16 protein-coding genes and 2 tRNA genes are annotated in these 16,753 nt (G+C 62.2%); 5 read left to right on the forward strand and 13 right to left on the reverse strand.

Annotated features, from left to right (window positions below; all coding sequences use genetic code 11):
* Positions 1-10 precede the first annotated feature (10 nt).
* A complete protein-coding gene (locus tag IE053_RS04570; protein WP_189572479.1) occupies positions 11-358 on the reverse strand; it encodes an energy transducer TonB in 348 nt (115 codons plus the stop codon).
* A 305-nt stretch (positions 359-663) separates the two neighbouring features.
* Positions 664-3,309, reverse strand: a complete 2,646-nt coding sequence (gene clpB / locus IE053_RS04575) for an ATP-dependent chaperone ClpB (protein ID WP_189572482.1) — start codon at positions 3,307-3,309, stop codon at positions 664-666.
* Positions 3,310-3,493: 184 nt separating this feature from the next.
* Between clpB and IE053_RS04580 the strand changes: the two genes are divergently transcribed.
* Complete coding sequence (locus tag IE053_RS04580; protein WP_189572484.1) at positions 3,494-5,419, forward strand: DUF885 domain-containing protein; 1,926 nt, start codon at positions 3,494-3,496, stop codon at positions 5,417-5,419.
* A 518-nt stretch (positions 5,420-5,937) separates the two neighbouring features.
* Here the strand turns inward: IE053_RS04580 and IE053_RS04585 are convergent.
* Positions 5,938-6,939 carry a fumarylacetoacetate hydrolase family protein gene (locus IE053_RS04585; protein ID WP_189572487.1) on the reverse strand — a complete coding sequence of 334 codons (1,002 nt, stop codon included), beginning with the start codon at positions 6,937-6,939 and terminating at the stop codon, positions 5,938-5,940.
* An 89-nt stretch (positions 6,940-7,028) separates the two neighbouring features.
* Between IE053_RS04585 and maiA the strand changes: the two genes are divergently transcribed.
* Positions 7,029-7,676, forward strand: coding sequence for a maleylacetoacetate isomerase (gene maiA, locus IE053_RS04590; RefSeq protein ID WP_189572490.1), 648 nt, complete (start codon positions 7,029-7,031; stop codon positions 7,674-7,676).
* Positions 7,677-8,008: 332 nt separating this feature from the next.
* Here the strand turns inward: maiA and IE053_RS04595 are convergent, their stop codons facing one another.
* From IE053_RS04595 to IE053_RS04630, 8 genes are all read right to left on the reverse strand, one after another.
* Complete coding sequence (locus IE053_RS04595; RefSeq protein ID WP_189572492.1) at positions 8,009-9,577, reverse strand: tetratricopeptide repeat protein; 1,569 nt, start codon at positions 9,575-9,577, stop codon at positions 8,009-8,011.
* A 5-nt stretch (positions 9,578-9,582) separates the two neighbouring features.
* Positions 9,583-10,185, reverse strand: coding sequence for an energy transducer TonB family protein (locus tag IE053_RS04600; RefSeq protein WP_189572495.1), 603 nt, complete (start codon positions 10,183-10,185; stop codon positions 9,583-9,585).
* A 54-nt stretch (positions 10,186-10,239) separates the two neighbouring features.
* Positions 10,240-10,644 (reverse strand): ExbD/TolR family protein, encoded by a 405-nt coding sequence (locus tag IE053_RS04605; protein WP_189572497.1) that lies wholly within the window; start codon positions 10,642-10,644, stop codon positions 10,240-10,242.
* A gap of 90 nt (positions 10,645-10,734) precedes the next feature.
* Positions 10,735-11,166, reverse strand: coding sequence for an ExbD/TolR family protein (locus IE053_RS04610; RefSeq protein WP_189572500.1), 432 nt, complete (start codon positions 11,164-11,166; stop codon positions 10,735-10,737).
* Between the two features lie 3 nt (positions 11,167-11,169).
* Positions 11,170-11,700 carry a MotA/TolQ/ExbB proton channel family protein gene (locus IE053_RS04615; protein ID WP_189572503.1) on the reverse strand — a complete coding sequence of 177 codons (531 nt, stop codon included), beginning with the start codon at positions 11,698-11,700 and terminating at the stop codon, positions 11,170-11,172.
* A 33-nt stretch (positions 11,701-11,733) separates the two neighbouring features.
* A complete protein-coding gene (locus IE053_RS04620; RefSeq protein ID WP_189572506.1) occupies positions 11,734-13,116 on the reverse strand; it encodes a MotA/TolQ/ExbB proton channel family protein in 1,383 nt (460 codons plus the stop codon).
* A gap of 24 nt (positions 13,117-13,140) precedes the next feature.
* A complete protein-coding gene (locus IE053_RS04625; RefSeq protein WP_189572509.1) occupies positions 13,141-13,935 on the reverse strand; it encodes a DUF3450 domain-containing protein in 795 nt (264 codons plus the stop codon).
* A 440-nt stretch (positions 13,936-14,375) separates the two neighbouring features.
* Positions 14,376-14,450, reverse strand: a tRNA-Gln gene (locus IE053_RS04630).
* Between the two features lie 142 nt (positions 14,451-14,592).
* Here IE053_RS04630 and IE053_RS04635 point away from each other — a divergent pair.
* The 3 genes from IE053_RS04635 (at position 14,593) to IE053_RS04645 (ending at position 16,013) form a co-directional block, all read left to right on the forward strand.
* A tRNA-Pro gene (locus IE053_RS04635) sits at positions 14,593-14,669 on the forward strand.
* Positions 14,670-14,695: 26 nt separating this feature from the next.
* Positions 14,696-15,121, forward strand: coding sequence for a protein tyrosine phosphatase family protein (locus IE053_RS04640; RefSeq protein ID WP_189572512.1), 426 nt, complete (start codon positions 14,696-14,698; stop codon positions 15,119-15,121).
* A gap of 7 nt (positions 15,122-15,128) precedes the next feature.
* Positions 15,129-16,013 (forward strand): MBL fold metallo-hydrolase, encoded by an 885-nt coding sequence (locus IE053_RS04645; protein WP_189572515.1) that lies wholly within the window; start codon positions 15,129-15,131, stop codon positions 16,011-16,013.
* Here the strand turns inward: IE053_RS04645 and IE053_RS04650 are convergent, their stop codons facing one another.
* Together IE053_RS04650 and ykgO are read right to left on the reverse strand one after the other, a co-directional pair.
* A complete protein-coding gene (locus tag IE053_RS04650; protein ID WP_189572518.1) occupies positions 16,014-16,478 on the reverse strand; it encodes a tetratricopeptide repeat protein in 465 nt (154 codons plus the stop codon).
* A gap of 94 nt (positions 16,479-16,572) precedes the next feature.
* Positions 16,573-16,698, reverse strand: coding sequence for a type B 50S ribosomal protein L36 (ykgO, locus tag IE053_RS04655; protein WP_031553840.1), 126 nt, complete (start codon positions 16,696-16,698; stop codon positions 16,573-16,575).
* Positions 16,699-16,753: the final 55 nt, after the last annotated feature.

A 16,753-nucleotide genomic window follows, 5' to 3' on the forward strand; every position in this document is an offset into this window, starting at 1 on the left:
GGTTGTTGGATCAGCCTTGCATCTGGAAGGCGATTTTCTTCTTGATGCCCGTCGTCGGCTTACCGGCTTCGAACTTCCAGCGCTTCACCGCAGCAACGGCGGCACTGTCGAAGATGCCGGCCGGCTCGGCCGAAAGCACTGTCACGTTGCTGACCTTGCCGGAACCATCGACGTCGATGCTGACGATGACGGCACCTTCCATCTCGCGGCGTTCAGCCGCACGCGGATATTCCGGCGGCACCGCTTTGATAACGGCAGGCTCCTCTGCAAATGCGACACTCGAGCCCACCGATCCCAGGAAAACCGCTGCAAAAACAGCCGGAATCGAGGCGCGAGCGCTCCAAGTCTTTTTGGTCATAGCTCTCTCCTCATGGCCGGACCCCCTCCGGCCGTTCCGAGAGCAATAGCCGATGGCCGTTAAGGCCCCGTCATCAAGAGGTGAAGAAAGTCCTGCCACGGAAAAAAGAAACGATCGACAAGACTTAACAGACAGAATCCCATTTCAAGACATCAGCCCTTCAGGGCTTGGTATCATGGGAAACTTTCAGCTGCGGATTGGTTAGCAGTTCAGGTGTCGCCGGAAGACTGGCGAGACATCAAGATTCTGCATTCGCTGTAAAAAAAGCGGTGGCCGCAGGCTACGACCACCGCATCGAAGTTGTGTTAGTTGATCATCTGGCTTTCAGGAGCAGCCATCGGGCCAGAGGCGGCGCCCAGCTTGAACGCTTCCCGCGATTTCAACGGCACGCCGTTAAGGGTCAGCCCGTCATCGTCGGCACCGAGCTTCAGCTCGCTCCCGTCCTTGACGGTCCCCTCGAGAATCAGCTCGGCGAGCGGGTCCTGCACGGCCTTCTGGACGACACGTTTCAAGGGACGTGCGCCGAACGCCGGATCGTAACCCGCCTCGGCCAGCCATTCGCGTGCCGAGTCCTCGAGCTTGATGGTGATTTTCCGCTCGGCGAGCAGCTTTTCCAGCCGGGCGATCTGGATATCCACGATCGCGCCCATCTGGTCCCGCTTGAGGCGCGAGAAGAGGATGATCTCGTCGAGCCTGTTGAGGAACTCGGGCCGGAACGCCGCGCGGACGGCATCCATTACCTGCGGGCGCACCGCCTCGACATCCGCGTCTTCGGCCAGACCCGCCATGAACTCCGCACCGAGGTTCGAGGTCAGGATGATCAGCGTGTTGCGGAAATCGACCACATGGCCCTGGCTGTCGGTCAAACGGCCCTCGTCCAAGACCTGCAGCAGGATGTTGAAGACATCCGGGTGCGCCTTTTCGACTTCGTCGAACAGGACCACCTGGTAGGGACGCCTGCGGACAGCCTCCGTCAGCACGCCGCCTTCTTCATAGCCCACATAGCCCGGAGGCGCACCGACCAGACGGCTCACCGCGTGCTTCTCCATATACTCCGACATGTCGATCCGCTGGATCGCGGTGTCGTCGTCGAAGAGGAACGCTGCCAGCGCCTTGGTCAGCTCGGTCTTGCCGACACCCGTCGGGCCGAGGAACAGGAAGCTGCCCAGGGGACGGTTCGGGTCCTGAAGGCCCGCCCGCGCCCGGCGCACGGCGGAGGACACCGCGGTGACCGCTTCGTCCTGGCCAACGACGCGCTTGTGCAGGGCGTCTTCCATCTTGAGGAGCTTTTCACGCTCGCCTTCGAGCATCTTGTCGACCGGGATACCGGTCCACTTGCTGACGACCTGGGCCACGGCCTCCGCGTCCACGACTTCCTGGACGAGATCGCCCGGATCGTGGCTCTGGGCTTCTTCGAGCTGCTTCTCGACCTGCGGGATGCGGCCATATTTCAGCTCCGATGCCCGCGCGAGGTCGCCCGTGCGTTCCGCATCGGCAAGCTCTGCCCGCATCCGGTCGAGCTGCTCCTTCAGTTCCGTTGCGGACGCCAGCGCCTGCCGCTCCGCCTCCCAGCGGTTCGTGAGATCGCGCGAGCGCTCTTCCATGTCGGCGAGTTCGGCCTCGAGCGTCTTCAGGCGGTCCTTGGACGCTTCGTCGTCTTCCTTGAGAAGCGCTTCCCGCTCGATCTTCATCTGGATGATCTGGCGGTCGAGATTGTCGAGCTCTTCAGGCTTCGAATCGACGGCCATGCGGAGCCGCGACGCCGCCTCGTCCACGAGGTCGATCGCCTTGTCCGGCAGGAACCGGTCCGTGATGTAGCGGTTGGAGAGGGTCGACGCAGCCACGATCGCGCTGTCGGAGATCCGCACCCCGTGGTGCAGCTCGTACTTTTCCTTCAGGCCACGGAGGATCGACACCGTGTCCTCGACCGTCGGCTCGCTGACGAACACGGCCTGGAACCGCCGCGCCAGAGCTGCATCCTTTTCGACGTGCTTGCGATACTCATCGAGCGTCGTCGCACCGATACAGTGCAGTTCACCCCGCGCCAGCGCAGGCTTGAGCAGGTTCGATGCATCCATCGCGCCGTCGGTCTTCCCGGCACCGATCAGCGTGTGCATCTCGTCGATGAACAGGATGATCGAGCCATCGGCTGCCTGCACCTCGGACAGCACGGCTTTCAGCCGTTCCTCGAACTCACCGCGATACTTCGCACCTGCGATCAGAGCGCCCATGTCGAGCGATAGAAGGCGCTTGTCCTTGAGGCTTTCAGGGACATCGCCGTCAACGATGCGCAGGGCCAGGCCCTCGGCGATCGCCGTCTTGCCAACGCCCGGCTCGCCGATCAGCACGGGATTGTTCTTGGTGCGGCGCGACAGGATCTGCATCGTCCGGCGGATCTCTTCGTCGCGACCGATGATCGGGTCGAGCTTGCCCTCCTTCGCCCGCGCAGTGAGGTCGGTCGCGTAGCGCTTCAGCGCGTCATAGGCTTGCTCAGCACTCGCACTATCGGCCGTACGGCCCTTGCGGATGTCATTGATCGCCGCGTTCAGCGCCTGGGGCGAAGCCTTCGCTTTCGCCAGCGCATCCTTCGCGCTGCCCTCTATCCCGAGGGCCACGAGCAGCCGCTCGGCAGTGACGAAGCTGTCGCCCGCCTTCTTGGCGATCTCCTCGGCCAGCGCCAGAACCTTGGCAGTGTCCTGCGCGAGGTAGGTCTGCGCAGCCTGTCCCTCGACCTGGGGCAGCTTGGCCAGCGCCTGCTCCGACAATTGCAGGGCAATCGCGGGGTCGCCGCCGGCTTTGCGGATGAGGTTGGAAGCAAGCCCCTCGCTGTCGTCGAGCAGGGCCTTGAGGAGGTGGTGCGGGGTAATCTGTTGGTGGCTCTCCCGGACGGCAATCGTCTGGGCGGCCTGGATGAGACCGCGAGCGCGGTCAGTGAAGTTTTCGAATTGCATGTCGACCTCGTCTGAGCATCGTTGGAACGCAGCGTCCCTGACGGCAACGCTGGAACGCAGATGGGTGTTTGCTTTGTCACAATCAACGCCCCACCGGACAAAAAGAGAACAGCCAGCGCGTCAACCTTGCGAAACTGCACGCAGGCGGTCACACCATGGCGACGTCTTTTCCGGGGAGCATCCAATGTTCGAGCTCAACCTTCCGCGCGCCCTTCTCTGCGGCGCAGCCAGCCTCGCCCTCCTTGCCGCCTGCGGCGAAACCGAGACCCCCGCGGCAGAGCCCGCTCCGAAACAGATGGAGACCGGCGCTGCGCCCGAGCAGGTGGAGGAGACTGCGGACGAGGCCTTCGAGCGCCTCGTCGATGAAGCCACCACGGCATCGCTTCGCGCCAATCCGCGACGGGCGAGCTACGCCAACCTGCCCGAGGACGTGGCCGGCGGGCGCTACAAGGACCGCTTTGAAACGCCGGGTATCGCCGGGCTAAGCGAGCGTCGCGCCATCGAGAAAGAGTATCTCGACAGGCTGCGGGCGATCGATCCAGCGACCCTTTCGCCGAAGAACCGCGAAGGCCTCGCCATCCTGCTTGCAGGTGCCGACGCCATCGAGCGCGCCTACGCCATTGCCGACGAGGCAGGCTATTTCCTCGACCCAGACAACTACCTTTCGCCGTACAACATCACCCAGATCGGGGGCATCCACATCGACCTGCCCCAGTTCATGACTGGCGGTCATGCTCTGTTCACGGAAGATGATGTCGAAGCTTATATCGATCGCCTCGACCTGTTCTACGATCAGTTCCAGGGCGAGATCGAGATCTTCGAGGCCAATGCTGCCGCCGGTGTCCTGCCGCCGGACTATGCCATCGACGGCGCCATCGCGAACGCTGCCCGCTTCATTGCCATGGACCCATCCGAGAACCCCCTCGTCTCTCATCTCGAAACCGCGATCGAGGACATTGAGATACCGGACAAGGACGAAGTCATCCAACGCGCGATCGGTGCCGTGGAGACGTCGGTCTATCCTGCATATGAGGCGCTTCTTTCCACCCTCCGTCAGTATCAGGATGACGCCACCCACGACGCCGGTATCTGGGACATCCCACGCGGATCCGAACTTTACGCCCAGCTCGTCAAGATCAACGGCGAAACCGATCTCTCCCCGGACGAAGTCCACCAGCTCGGCAAGCGAGAAGTCGCACGGATCCATAACGAAATGGAGGCCCTGTTCGAAGAGATCGGCATGACCGAAGGCGACATCCGCAGCCGCCTCGCCGCCCTTGCCACCGACCCGGCCCAGATCTTCCCAAACACGCCCGAAGGCAAGGAAGAGCTCCTCGCCTATGTCCGCGAACTCGCCTCCGAGGCTGAAGAGGTCATGGACGACTATTTCCTCGTCACGCCGTCGATCGGCTTCGAGGTGCGACCGGTGCCTGCCTATGCGGAGGACGGGGCTCCGGGCGGATACTACAATTCGCCTGCGGAGGATGGATCGCGCCCCGGCGTCTACTACATCAACCTTCGGGATACAGCGGCGCAGGAAAAATTCTCCCTGCCGACCCTCACCTATCACGAGGCTGTGCCCGGCCACCACTTCCAGCTCGCCCTCGCCGTCGATGACAAGGACACCAAGCTTGCCATCCGCAATGCGGCATCGAGCAATGGCTTCGTCGAGGGATGGGCCCTCTACTCGGAAAGCTTTGCCGAAGAAATCGGTCTTTATGATGACGATCCTTACGGCAATATCGGACGCCTGCGCGACGAGCTCTTCCGCGCTGTCCGCCTTGTCGTCGATACCGGGATGCATGAGAAACGGTGGAGCCGCGAAGAGGCCATCGACTACATGGTCGACAACGCCGGCATGAACCCGGGCGGCGTGGCCACCGAGATCGAGCGCTATTCCGTCTGGCCGGGCCAGGCCCTGGCGTACAAGATCGGTATGCTAAAAATTCAGGAACTTCGCGCCAAGGCCGAAGAGGCTCTCGGTGAAGACTTCGATGTCGGCGCTTTCCACTACCACGTGCTGCGCGGCGGCGGCGCCCCGCTTCCGATCCTCGAACAACGCATCGACGCCTGGATCGCCGAAGGCGGCCCTGCACCCGAGATCGGCTAGCCCTCACCACTCGTCATCCCGGGCCCGCCGTGCAAGCGCACCGGGGTGACAGCCCATCGGGCACTTCCCACGCATCGACCGTGGGGAGCGTGGCTGGAACGACTTATCCCCGCCCGCTCCAGCCAGCGTATCCTGTCCGTCCCTGCTGCTAGTCAGGACAATCCGGATTCGTCACGGTTTGGCAGCGGCCGGTGTTCCTCGTCGCTACGGATGACAACCGTGGCACGGGGACGAGGGCTTGAAGTGCTCTGTGGGCCCCTCGCAGAAAAACACCGGGAGCGGGCGCAAAAGGCCCGCATACAAATTAAACTAGAAGCGAGCCCTAGCGTCCGTTGTCCTCAAACAGCGAAGCGATAGGACAGACGAAAACCAAAACCGCTTACGGACGGACGAACCTGCTGCCTGCCGTCCCGGGGCGCTCGAAGAGCGAGCCCGGGAGCCAAACAGTGCCCCGTCTGGCTCCCAGGAGCCTCGCCTCGCCCAGAATGACCCAGATGGAAAAGCGTGCGCCCGGCGACTCAGTCCTTCACGACCTTCTGGTCGATGGCCCCGAAGATCGAACGGCCCTCGTCGTCCTCCATCCAGATCTTCACCCGATCGCCGTCCTTCAGGAAGGATGTCTTCGGCTCGCCGTCATTGATCGTCTCGATCATCCGGATTTCCGCGATGCAGCTATAGCCGGCACCGCCTTCGGAGACCGGTTTGCCCGGCCCGCCATCGAGCTTGTTCGAAACCGTCCCTGAACCGATGATCGTTCCGGCACCAAGCGGTCGCGTTCGCGCAGCATGGGCCACCAGCTGGTCGAAGCCGAAAGTCATTTCTTTTCCGGCATCGGCACGGCCGAACGGTTCGCCATTCACGTCGATCTTCAGGATGCCGCTCAATTTCCTGCCGTCCCATGCATCACCGAGCTCGTCCGGTGTCACGGCAACAGGGGAGAACGCTGTTGGCGGCTTCGACTGGAAAAAGCCGAACCCCTTGGCGAGCTCGCCTGGAATCAGGCCCCGTGCACTGACATCATTGACCAGCATGACGAGGCGGATCTCCCGCTCCGCTTCTTCCGGACTGACCCCGCGCTTCACGTCGCCGGTGATGACGGCGATCTCTCCTTCAAGGTCGAGACCCCAGCTCTCATCACCAAGGGGAATGTCCTCCGTGGGCGCAAGGAAATCCGTCCCCCCCTGATACATCAGCGGGTCGGAATAGAAGCTTTCCGGAACCTCGGCCCCACGCGCCTTCCGGACCAGCTCCACATGGTTGATATAGGCCGAGCCGTCTGCCCACTGATACGCACGGGGAAGAGGTGAATGGAACTTTTCGGCCTCGAACTTCTCGGAGGCCACATCCCCCCGCTCGAGCATCGCGCTCAGCTCTTCAAGCCGGGGCTTTGTCGCTGACCAGTCGTCCAGAGCAGCCTGCAGCGTCGGTGCGATATCCTCGGCGACGGCATAACGGCTAAGGTCTTTCGAGACGACGACCAGTTTGCCGTCACGGCCACTTTTCAGTGATGCGAGCTTCATTCCGCGCACTCCCTTGTTTGCCGGTCCCATATCGCCCAAGCCCGCCAATGCCAAACCCTGTGCGGCACCGATAACAGTGAGGTGGAGCGATGAAACTCTATGGCTATTGGCGTTCAGGCACGTCCTACCGCGTCAGGATCGCTCTCGCGCTGAAGGGCGCGACGATCGAGCAGGAGCCGGTGAACCTGCTGGCAGGAGAACACCACAGCGAGGCCTTTCGTGCCAAGAACCCGCAAGGACTCGTTCCTGCCCTCGAACTCGACGATGGAACGATCCTCACGCAGAGCCCGGCAATCATCGAATATCTCGACGAGACCCTGCCGGGCCCGAAGCTCCTGCCGGAGGATCCACTTCGCCGAGCCAGGGCTCGCCAGCTTGCGGCGATCATCGGGTGTGACATCCATCCGGTCCAGAACCTCCGGATCCTGAAATATCTCCAGGACCCTCTCGGTCACGACAAGGAAACCGCTTTCGCCTGGGCAGCGCACTGGATTGATGTGGGCTTTGAGGCGCTCGAAAAAGAACTCGAACGGACAGGCTGGCAGGGCCCCTTCCTCCTCGGCGCACAGCCATCCGTGCCCGACTGCTACCTGCTTCCCCAGCTCTACGCCGGACGCCGTTTCGGCGCGAACGTGCAGCATTTCCCCAAATTGCTTCAAGTCGAAGAAGCCCTCACCGCTATGCCTGCGGTCAAGGACGCGCATCCCGATCACCAACCCGACGCCCAACCATGTTAGCGGCGGTTCGCAAACCGGGGTTAGGATGATGGTCCGAGCAGCTTGAGGGATGCGCGAGAAGGCTATGCTAGCCAGGTTGGCAAAGCCTTCCTGATCGCTTTCAGATCGTCGGTCTTGCCGCATCGGCAGTGTGGACCACCGGGAGACGGTGAGCAGTTCGCCGGCTGGCCGGCGCTTGTTGATCTCTTCGGATAGGCCGTCAAAGCCTGCCTCTATCCCGCGGGCTGCTGCCGACCGAACGCATCGACGCGCTCGTCTTTCTGCAGGGGGCGCAAAGGACAAAAAAGGCCGCGCTGGGGGCGCGGCCTTTCTTTGTGTCGGTCAAGGGAGCCTTAGCCAGCTTCTTCTTCCGAAGCGGTGTCGTCACCCTCGGTGCCTTCAGCTTCGCCCCGTGCTTCGCGAACGAGGCTTTCGGGGGTGGCACCAGCCTCGACCTTGGCGACCAGTTCACGGCAGGCGGCGAGCTGCTCTTCGGGCACCTCGGTCTGGCCACCGAGCTCGATGACATCGAGGATCGTCTTGCACCGATCGATCTGACGGCGCTGGCGCTCGACAGCCTGGCTGAATTCGACCTCGGCCTGGCGTTTGAGGGTCGTCTCGATGGTGTCGATATACTCGATCCACGAGTTGGCCGTGCGCGCTGCGCTCGGATAGTCCCGGGCACGGACGAATTCAGCCCGCGCAGCTTGTCGCCCTTCCCGGCTGTCGCTGTCCTTCTGGAACAGGGCCGTGCCGAGGAGGACGTAGGCATTGCCCACTTCGCGGTCGTCGAGACCGCCACGCCGCAAGGCCTGACGAAGGTTCGAGATCGCACGATCGTAGTTCTCGTCAGCAAGATAGCTCTGGCCAAGCTGGTAGTAGAGACGACCGTCCGAACGCTTCGGAGCCGCTTCATTCAGGATCGCGATAGCCTTTTCCTGCTCACGCGCCGCGGCCCAGAGTTGGGCCAGCAGTTCGAGATTGGAAAGGTCGCGTTTGACGTTGCCCGCGTTCATCTCTGCTTCGAGAAGCTGGGCGCCGCGGAACGGGTTGTTCTGGTCGTAGTAGTACTGCGCGAGGGCGACAATCTTGTCTTCCTCGTCGATCAGGCCAGCTTTGTAGGCGACCTCAAGAGCAGCGAGGGCATCGGCGCGGCGATTGGCCTGCGAATACGCACCAGCAAGTTGTTCCCAGTAGCTGGCCTCGCCGGGGAAGTACTCGACCATGGTCTCGAGAAGACGGCCGCGCTCGGCCTCGAGATTGAGCTCGTTGTAGATGAGGTTCAGCAGGTCGTAGAACTGCTTGTTCCGATTGCCGGACTGCTGGTCGAGGCGAACGGCGGTCTCCGCCGGGCCACGAGCCTGCGAGAACTGGTTGTTCTGCACATAGGCGGCGGCAAGGATGAAGTAATCATTCGCTTCGGCCTCGGCGCCTGCTTCGCGGATATACTGCTCCATGAAGCGGATCGCCTCATCGTAGCGTTCCTGCGTGTAGTACAGCTGCGCGACGTTCCGGCGGATCTGGCGCTGCCGGTCGGAGGGCAGGACGTCGAGATTCAGGACTTCCACGAAGTCACGCAGGGCGGCATCCAGATTGTCGAGCTGGAAATAGAGCTGGCCCCGCACTTCGAGCGCTGTCGCCCGGTCATAAGGCGGCAGGTTGCGCTGCAACAGCGCGTTCACCGTATTCAGCGCTTCCTGGGTTTTCGGCGGTTCCTCGTTGATGAGGTTAATCGCCTCGGCAAGCGCCCGGCCCGAACGCTCCGTCAGGGTCTGGCGCGAACGGCGCCGGTCTTCCTCTTCCTGACTGCGGTTCTGGGCGAACGCAGAATCGATGGGAAGGACCATCCCCGCCGTCATCAGGACAGCGAGAAACGCAGAGGCCGGTTTGCGAAGCTTGGTCATGCGTTCATTCATGCTCATGGCGATCACTCCGCACCAATCGAGAAGACGATGGTCGTTTCCACGCCGCGACGTGGGACCTGTTCGCCCTTCAGGACCTTCGGCTGGTACTTCCAGCGCTGGGCCGCACGAACGGCGTAACGGTCGTAGCAGCGGTCGGTGGAATCGAGGACCTGGACGTTCACGACGTTGCCGTTCGGATCGACGTCGAAACGCAGACGCACACGTTCCTCGCCCACATCACTGTCGATGCAGCGCTCGAACCCCGTCGGATTGACCCGGACGAGCGGCTGGGCGTCCCGGTCTGGGTTGAAACCGGACCCGATATCGACGTCGGCACCGAAATCAGGCGCGGCGGCGCGGACGCCATCGACCTGGGGTTCAAAGTTCTGGCGCTCGATCGCCGGCGGAGGCGGGGGCGGAGCGTCGAGCTTCGGCCGCTCGAAGCGACGCTGGTTCACGAGCTCGGAATCTTCGATCTGGTTCGTGATGGTGATCTTGATCGGTTCCTTGTCTTCCTCGAGCGGGACGTCCTTCGGTCGGATCTGCGCCCACATCAGCAGGAAGAGACCAAGCACGACAACACCGGCGACAGGAACACCGATCACGGTGCGGATGAGGCCACCCATTTGTCTTCCTCCATTCGACTCGAGACGCGCCAGCGCCCGGCCGATTCAAACTTGTTACTCAGCGACCGTCGACAGGGCGACGTCCGCAATCCCGGCGTCCTTCACCTGCTGCAGGACATCGAGGGTCAATTCCGACTTGGCGCCCTGGTCAGCCTGAACGACGGCGTTGCCCTTCGGTGTCTCGCGACGGAGTTCCTCCACCTTGTAGCGGACCTCCGAGAGCTCGACGCGCTCCTTGTTGATGTAGATCTCGTCGTTCTCCGTGATCGCGATGAGCACGGCAGGGTTTTGCTCGACCTGCGTCACCGCGACGGGCCGGACAACTTCGACACCCGGTTCCTTGATGAAGGTCGAAGTGACGATGAAGAAGATCAGCATGATGAAGACGATATCGAGCAGAGGCGTGATGTTGACGTCCTCTTCCTCTTCCGTCGCGCTTTGCAGTCCACGTCTCGACATGGTGTGCACCCAGTTCTTGGTTCTCACTGTGGCGCCGGAGCGCCTCGATTTCGGTGGCGAGGGCCGGATCAACCGGCCCCGCCTTGTTTTCTAGCCCTTGGACTGCGGGGCCAGGATGATCCGGTCGTAGCGATCCTGACCTGCTGCCTGCCGAGCCTCGTCAAGGGTCGTGACCATCACTCCCGTCTCGCTGTCGCCAGCGGCAGAGATGATGACGACGCCTTTCGGCTCTTTCGCCAGGAACTCCTCGACGACCGGCTCCACCGACCGGGGATCGACGATCCTGATGTCATCCACCAGAACGAAGCCGTCGGCCTGAACCGTCAGGAGAAGCGAGGGCGGCGGAATCGAGTCGTTCTCGTCTTCAGGGCTAGGGGTCGGCAGGTTCGGCGCGATGCCGTCCTCGTATACGAACGTCGCCGTCACGATGAAAAAGATCAGCATGATGAAGACGATGTCGAGCAGAGGCGTGATGTTCACATCGGAAGCATCACCCTGCCCGTGTTTGACGCGATGGCGCATCTCTTAGTCCTCCAAGGCCAGGCGGCTCGACACGTTAGAGACGGCGCGCTTCTGCTGACGTTCGAGAAAGTTCATCGCGATGATCCCCGACAGCGATGCGACGAGACCGGCCATGGTCGGGATCGTCGCCTTACTGATGCCGCCAGCCATGAGGCGGGCGTTGGACGAACCGGTCACGGCCATCACGTCGAACACCTCGATCATGCCTGTGACGGTCCCGAGGAGGCCCAGCAGCGGTGAAACCGCCACAAGGCCCTTGATCACCCCAAAGTTCGCGCGCGATTCGACATCGACCTCCGAGATCAGCTTCTCCCGGATCGCATGGGCGTACCATGAGTGCCGCTCAGGGCGGGAAGCCCACTGACGCTCCACGCGCTTCTGGAGAGCACCCAGTCCGGTAGCGAAGAAGATGATCCGCTCGACGATCAGAGCCCACATGATGAATGTGACGATCATGATCACGAGGAGAACATTTCCGCCAGCGAGCAGGAAGGCCCGGATCGCTTCGAACGGGTTCAGGAAAATTTCTGCCATAACAGACAACCTCCCGAGGTTGCCAAGGCGCGCTTAATGGCGCGCCTCAGCGTGTTCCGCGATCATGCCTGCAGCCTGCTCTTCGAGGATCGACGCCACCGACTTGGCAGTGCCAGCCGCGAAGGCATGGATCAGCAGGAGCGGGATCGCAGCGATCAGGCCCATCGCCGTCGTGATCAGCGCGAGCGAGATACCGCCGGCCATGATCTGCGGGTCACCCGTGCCGAACAGCGTGATCTGCTGGAAGGTCTGGATCATACCCACGACGGTACCGAGAAGACCGACGAGCGGCGCAATGGCGGCGAGCACCTTCACGAGGTTCAGGCCGGCATCGAGCTTCGGCAGTTCCTTGAGAATGGCGTCGTCGAGCTTGAGCGCGAGAGTCTCGGTGTCGGCATCCCTGTTGCTCTCGTAAGCCATCATGATCCGGCCAAGCGGGTTGCCGCGCGAGGGCGACTTGCGGCGCATCTGCGATTTCACCGCGGCCTTGACCGACATCAGGGACAGAAGGCGAATGATACCGATCGCCATACCCACGATGAGGATGAAGGTGATGAAGTAACCGAAGATGCCACCGGAGTGGAAGCGCTCCTCCAGGGTCGGCGTCTCGATGACGAGGCTCAGAAGCTGGCCAAGCGACGGGTCGATCGTCCCGGCAATAAAGCCATCACCGGTATAGCTGCTGACGGCCTTGGCATTCGCCACGGCATTGGCCGTGCTCGGGTTGCGGGCGAGTTGGCTCAGGCGCGAACGGCCGTCCTGGAGCTTCTCCATGACGTAGTAGTTGCCGTCGCCGTCGAAAGCCGAGAACGGACCGATGCGGGTAATCCTGCGGGTCACGGTCTCACCGCCAGCGTCGACCACCGACGCGTCGAAGGATGCAACGTTCGACTGCGCAACGATCTGCTCGAACATCACGTCAGTGATGAAGCGGAGCTGCTCTTCCGACGGAAGCGTATCGGATTGGGCGATTTCCTGGAGCGGCTGAACGCGGCCAGGGAACTGGGCCGAGATCACCGAATCGGCAAGCTGAGCGGCGAAATCGCCAGCGGCGGAGCGAGCGACACCGAAGAGCTCGCCGAACTCGCCCTGAGCTGCCTGCAGCTCGGTGGTAAGCTCGTTGATGCGGGCGTCATTGGCCTCGAACTCAGCGGCCAAGCGGTCGGATTCGGCCTCGGCGGCAGCCACTTGGGCACGAACCTCGGCGAGGCGGGCAGCCTGGCGGTCACGCTCGGCGAGGAATTCCCGCTCGCGCTGGCGGTCGGCTTCACGGGCGCGCTGTTGCTCCTGGCGAGCGGCACGCAGCACGTCTTCAAGCGAAACGCCGGTGTCTTGGGCGAGGGCCGTGGTCGTCGCCGCTGCAGCGAAGGCTGCGCCGGCAATGAGACCCTTTTTGAGCATCTGAAACATCATCATCCTCTATGAATCTCTTATCGTACCTTATTCGCCCGACGTATCGGAAACGGCTTCGATCGCCGGTTTCGGCGCAGTCACCGGCACTTCCAGAAGGCCCGGAGGCGTCTGTTCCTTGGCCATGCGGAGGCCGAGGCGGACATCGTCAAGGAATGACTTATCGAGGTCTTCGAATTCGCGGGTTTTCTTGTTGTAGATACGCAGGATGCTGTCGTCGGCGGACTTGTAGATCAGCGCAATACGACCGATGCGGAGGAACTCGACCGTGAGCTCGGTCCCGTTGTCATCAACCGTGCCGTCATAGGCCTGGATGGTGCGGCCGTACTCGTTCTCGATCTGGTAGGCCTCAATAATCAGGCGATAACGCGAGGCCGCCGTCTGGGTCGGGTCGGCCATGACCGCTTCCAGTCGCTCCAGACGCCTCTGGCGCTCAGTGCTCAGGAACGGAATGTCGGCGGCAACAATCAGCTTGAGCTGTTCAAGCATGTCCCCGATCAGAGGAACGACGGCGCGCTCGAGACCTTCGACGTTAGCGATGTCTTGCTGGAGACCGGCGATCTGCTCGAGCTGGTTCTCGATCTCAGCCCTCTGGCTGGCGTTGAACCGCTGCAGCAGGTCCAATTGCTTCAACGCAGCGCGATACTCCGTGAGGAGCTCCGTGGTCTGCTGGTCCAGCTGCTCGATCCGCTGCTGCGACTGCGCACCGGCGCGTGCCGTCTGGCGGCTGATATCGAGAGCCTCCCGGAATTGAGCCGAAGCCGGAGCGATCGCCGTCACAGCAACCACGGCGGCCGTGCCGAGCAGCGCAATCTTCTTGTGCATGTGCTTCACCTTCAAGTGTCTCCACCCATCTTGGTAACAGGCAAGGACACGAATGGTGCGCCTCGCCCCAAAAACTTTCCTACGAAGGGGTCCCGATGCGCCCTCGGCGCCTCACCCCACCAGTCCCAGCCGCCCGACGACGGAACCTTACCATGAAGCCAAACTATCCATTTGGCAACAAATTGGACGCCCGCGGTTAACCGCGTGAACGCAACATCCCTCCTGTCGGCCACCAAAGAGCATGATCTGCCCTTTGGCGAATCAAGCGTGACGTAAAAACGCCCGCGGATCAATCGCGCCTGAAAGCTTCTGTTGCAATCTTCACGACGCAATCGCGCTCTTAACATTACGTGAGAAAATCACAACAGGGCATAAGGAAGATCGGGCGGGCGCTCTCAAGACCGCCGCCTATCCGGATTACCTTAAACCTTCGTGATGGATGGCTGGGGTGGCAGGATTCGAACCTGCGCATGGCGGTACCAAAAACCGCTGCCTTACCACTTGGCGACACCCCAACTGGAGACCGAGGCAATAACGACCTCCGCCTAGGGATGCAATGCAAAACTGGAATGAAAAATACACAGGATTGTCGCGTCGATTTTTCGGGCGAATACCGATTGACGGGCGCGCGGCCCTGGGTCTATGGGCCGCTCCCTACGGAGTGTAGCTCAGCCTGGTAGAGCACTGTCTTCGGGAGGCAGGGGCCGGAGGTTCGAATCCTCTCACTCCGACCATTCTTCACATCGAAGGAGATCAACCGATGCGGCGACTGAACGAAAAAGTCTCCGTTTCAGGCCAGATTTCTCCCGAAGATCTCCCCAAGCTCAAGGCTGCAGGCTTCGACGTTGTCGTCGACGGTCGGCCCGACCAGGAAATTCCTGCTGAAGCAGGCTCTGCCGTGATGGCCGAGAAAGCCGCCGAGGCGGGCCTTTCCTTCCATTATGTTCCGATCACGCCGGGTTCTCTGCCCTCCGAGGAGCACGTGGCAGCCTTCCAGAAGGCGCTGGGCGAAGGCCGGGTCTTTGCCTATTGCGGGGGCGGACCGCGGGTGATCGCGCTGGCGAGCTTCGCCGCGGCGGCCGAGGGTCGGCTGGTGGACGAGATCATCGAAGAGGCGCGTACGGCCGGCATCGATCTTTCCCAGGCAAGGCTTCTCCTGATCGAGCGCGGCGCGCGGGAGAGCTGATTCGTCCGTGGGCATCCCCTTCGTCCATGCGCCCGATCTCGAACGCGGCCAGCCAGAACGGCTGACGGAGCGAATCACGCGGGTCATCGCGAACAACCCGGGGCCTTTTACCTATACAGGCAGCGGCACCTATCTGCTCCAAGGAGAGGGTGAGACCTGGGCCATTGATCCAGGGCCCTTGGACGAGGCGCATCTTGCGCTTCTCAAGCAGGCCGCACCCTCCCCGATCACCAAAATCATGATCACCCATACGCATTCGGATCACTGCGGGGGAGCGAACGCCCTCAAGGAACGCACCGGGGCGACGACCTTCGGCTTCGGCCCCCACCCTTCGGCGCCTGATGATTCTCCACCGGCACTGGACGAAGGCGCGGACCATTCCTTCAAGCCTGACGAGCTCCTGTCGGATGGTGATTCCCTGGTGATTCCCGGACTGACCATCAGGGCACTGCACACGCCGGGACACATTTCGAATCACCTCTGCTTCGTGCTCGAGGAAGAAGGCGCGCTGTTCACGGGCGACCACATCATGGGCTGGGCCACGACCGTGGTTGCGCCGCCCGATGGCGACATGCGGTCCTATATGAAGAGCCTCGACCTGCTGCTCGAACGGCGGGACCGGGTTTATTATCCGACCCACGGCGCCCCGATCACGGATCCCCTGCCCTTTGTCGAAGCGGTCAGGGAGCACCGGCTTGGCCGAGATGCCGCCATCCTTCGTGAGCTCGAAGCCGGAGCGCGGAGCATCGAAGAGCTGGTGGAGGCGATCTATGTCGGGCTCAACCCGGCCCTGAAAATTGCCGCGGGCCTCAACGTGAAGGCCCACCTCGATGGCCATGTCTCGGATGGCACGGCAGAAGAGATCGAACCGGGACGGTTCGCGCTTCTTTGATCAGATCTCGCTCGGCGCGGGATCGTCGCCGATAGCTTCGAGTCGCTCGGCAAGGCCGGGGAAACCGGGGTCCAGCTCGGCAGCCTTTTCGTAGAGAACGGCCGCGCCGCGGACATTGCCTTCTTCGGCTTCGAAATCGCCCATTTCGACGAGGATGGCGGGGTTCGAGGGCTCGAGCTCAGCGGCCTTTTCGTAATGGCGACGGGCCTCGTCCACGCGGCGGCCGTTTTGGGCCACCTCCGCCCGGACCACCCAGACACCCGGATGGCTGGGCGCCAAGCGAGCGGCGATTTCAGAGATCTCGTCAGCGACGGAGAGTTCGCGGGCTTCAAGAGCGAGCCGGGCGCGATCGCAAAGAATTCCGACACCCACCTCAGGACCGTCCTCAGCCGAGCAGCGCTCAAGGCCGTAAGGTTCCTGCACCGCCGCCTGGGCGGCGAAAAGAATGACTGCCAGCGTGATCACGACCGGGATGCTAACCCAAGCCGGTAAACCGGCCAATACGGCCAGCCAACAGAGTCAAGGAAAGAGAGTGACGATCCCGTCAGGACCGAAATCCTCAGCCCTGGCGTGCCTTGAAGCGACGCTGCGTCTTGTTGATCACGTAGATGCGGCCCTTACGGCGCACCACGCGGCAGTCACGGTGACGGTTCTTCAGCGATTTGATCGAGCTGCGGACTTTCATCGGTCTCTCTCAGAAGAGGGAAAATAAGAACGCGCCCCATGCCGCATAGCCGGGG

The organism is Parvularcula lutaonensis (genome assembly GCF_014651915.1).
GTDB classification, from domain to species: domain Bacteria; phylum Pseudomonadota; class Alphaproteobacteria; order Caulobacterales; family Parvularculaceae; genus Parvularcula; species Parvularcula lutaonensis.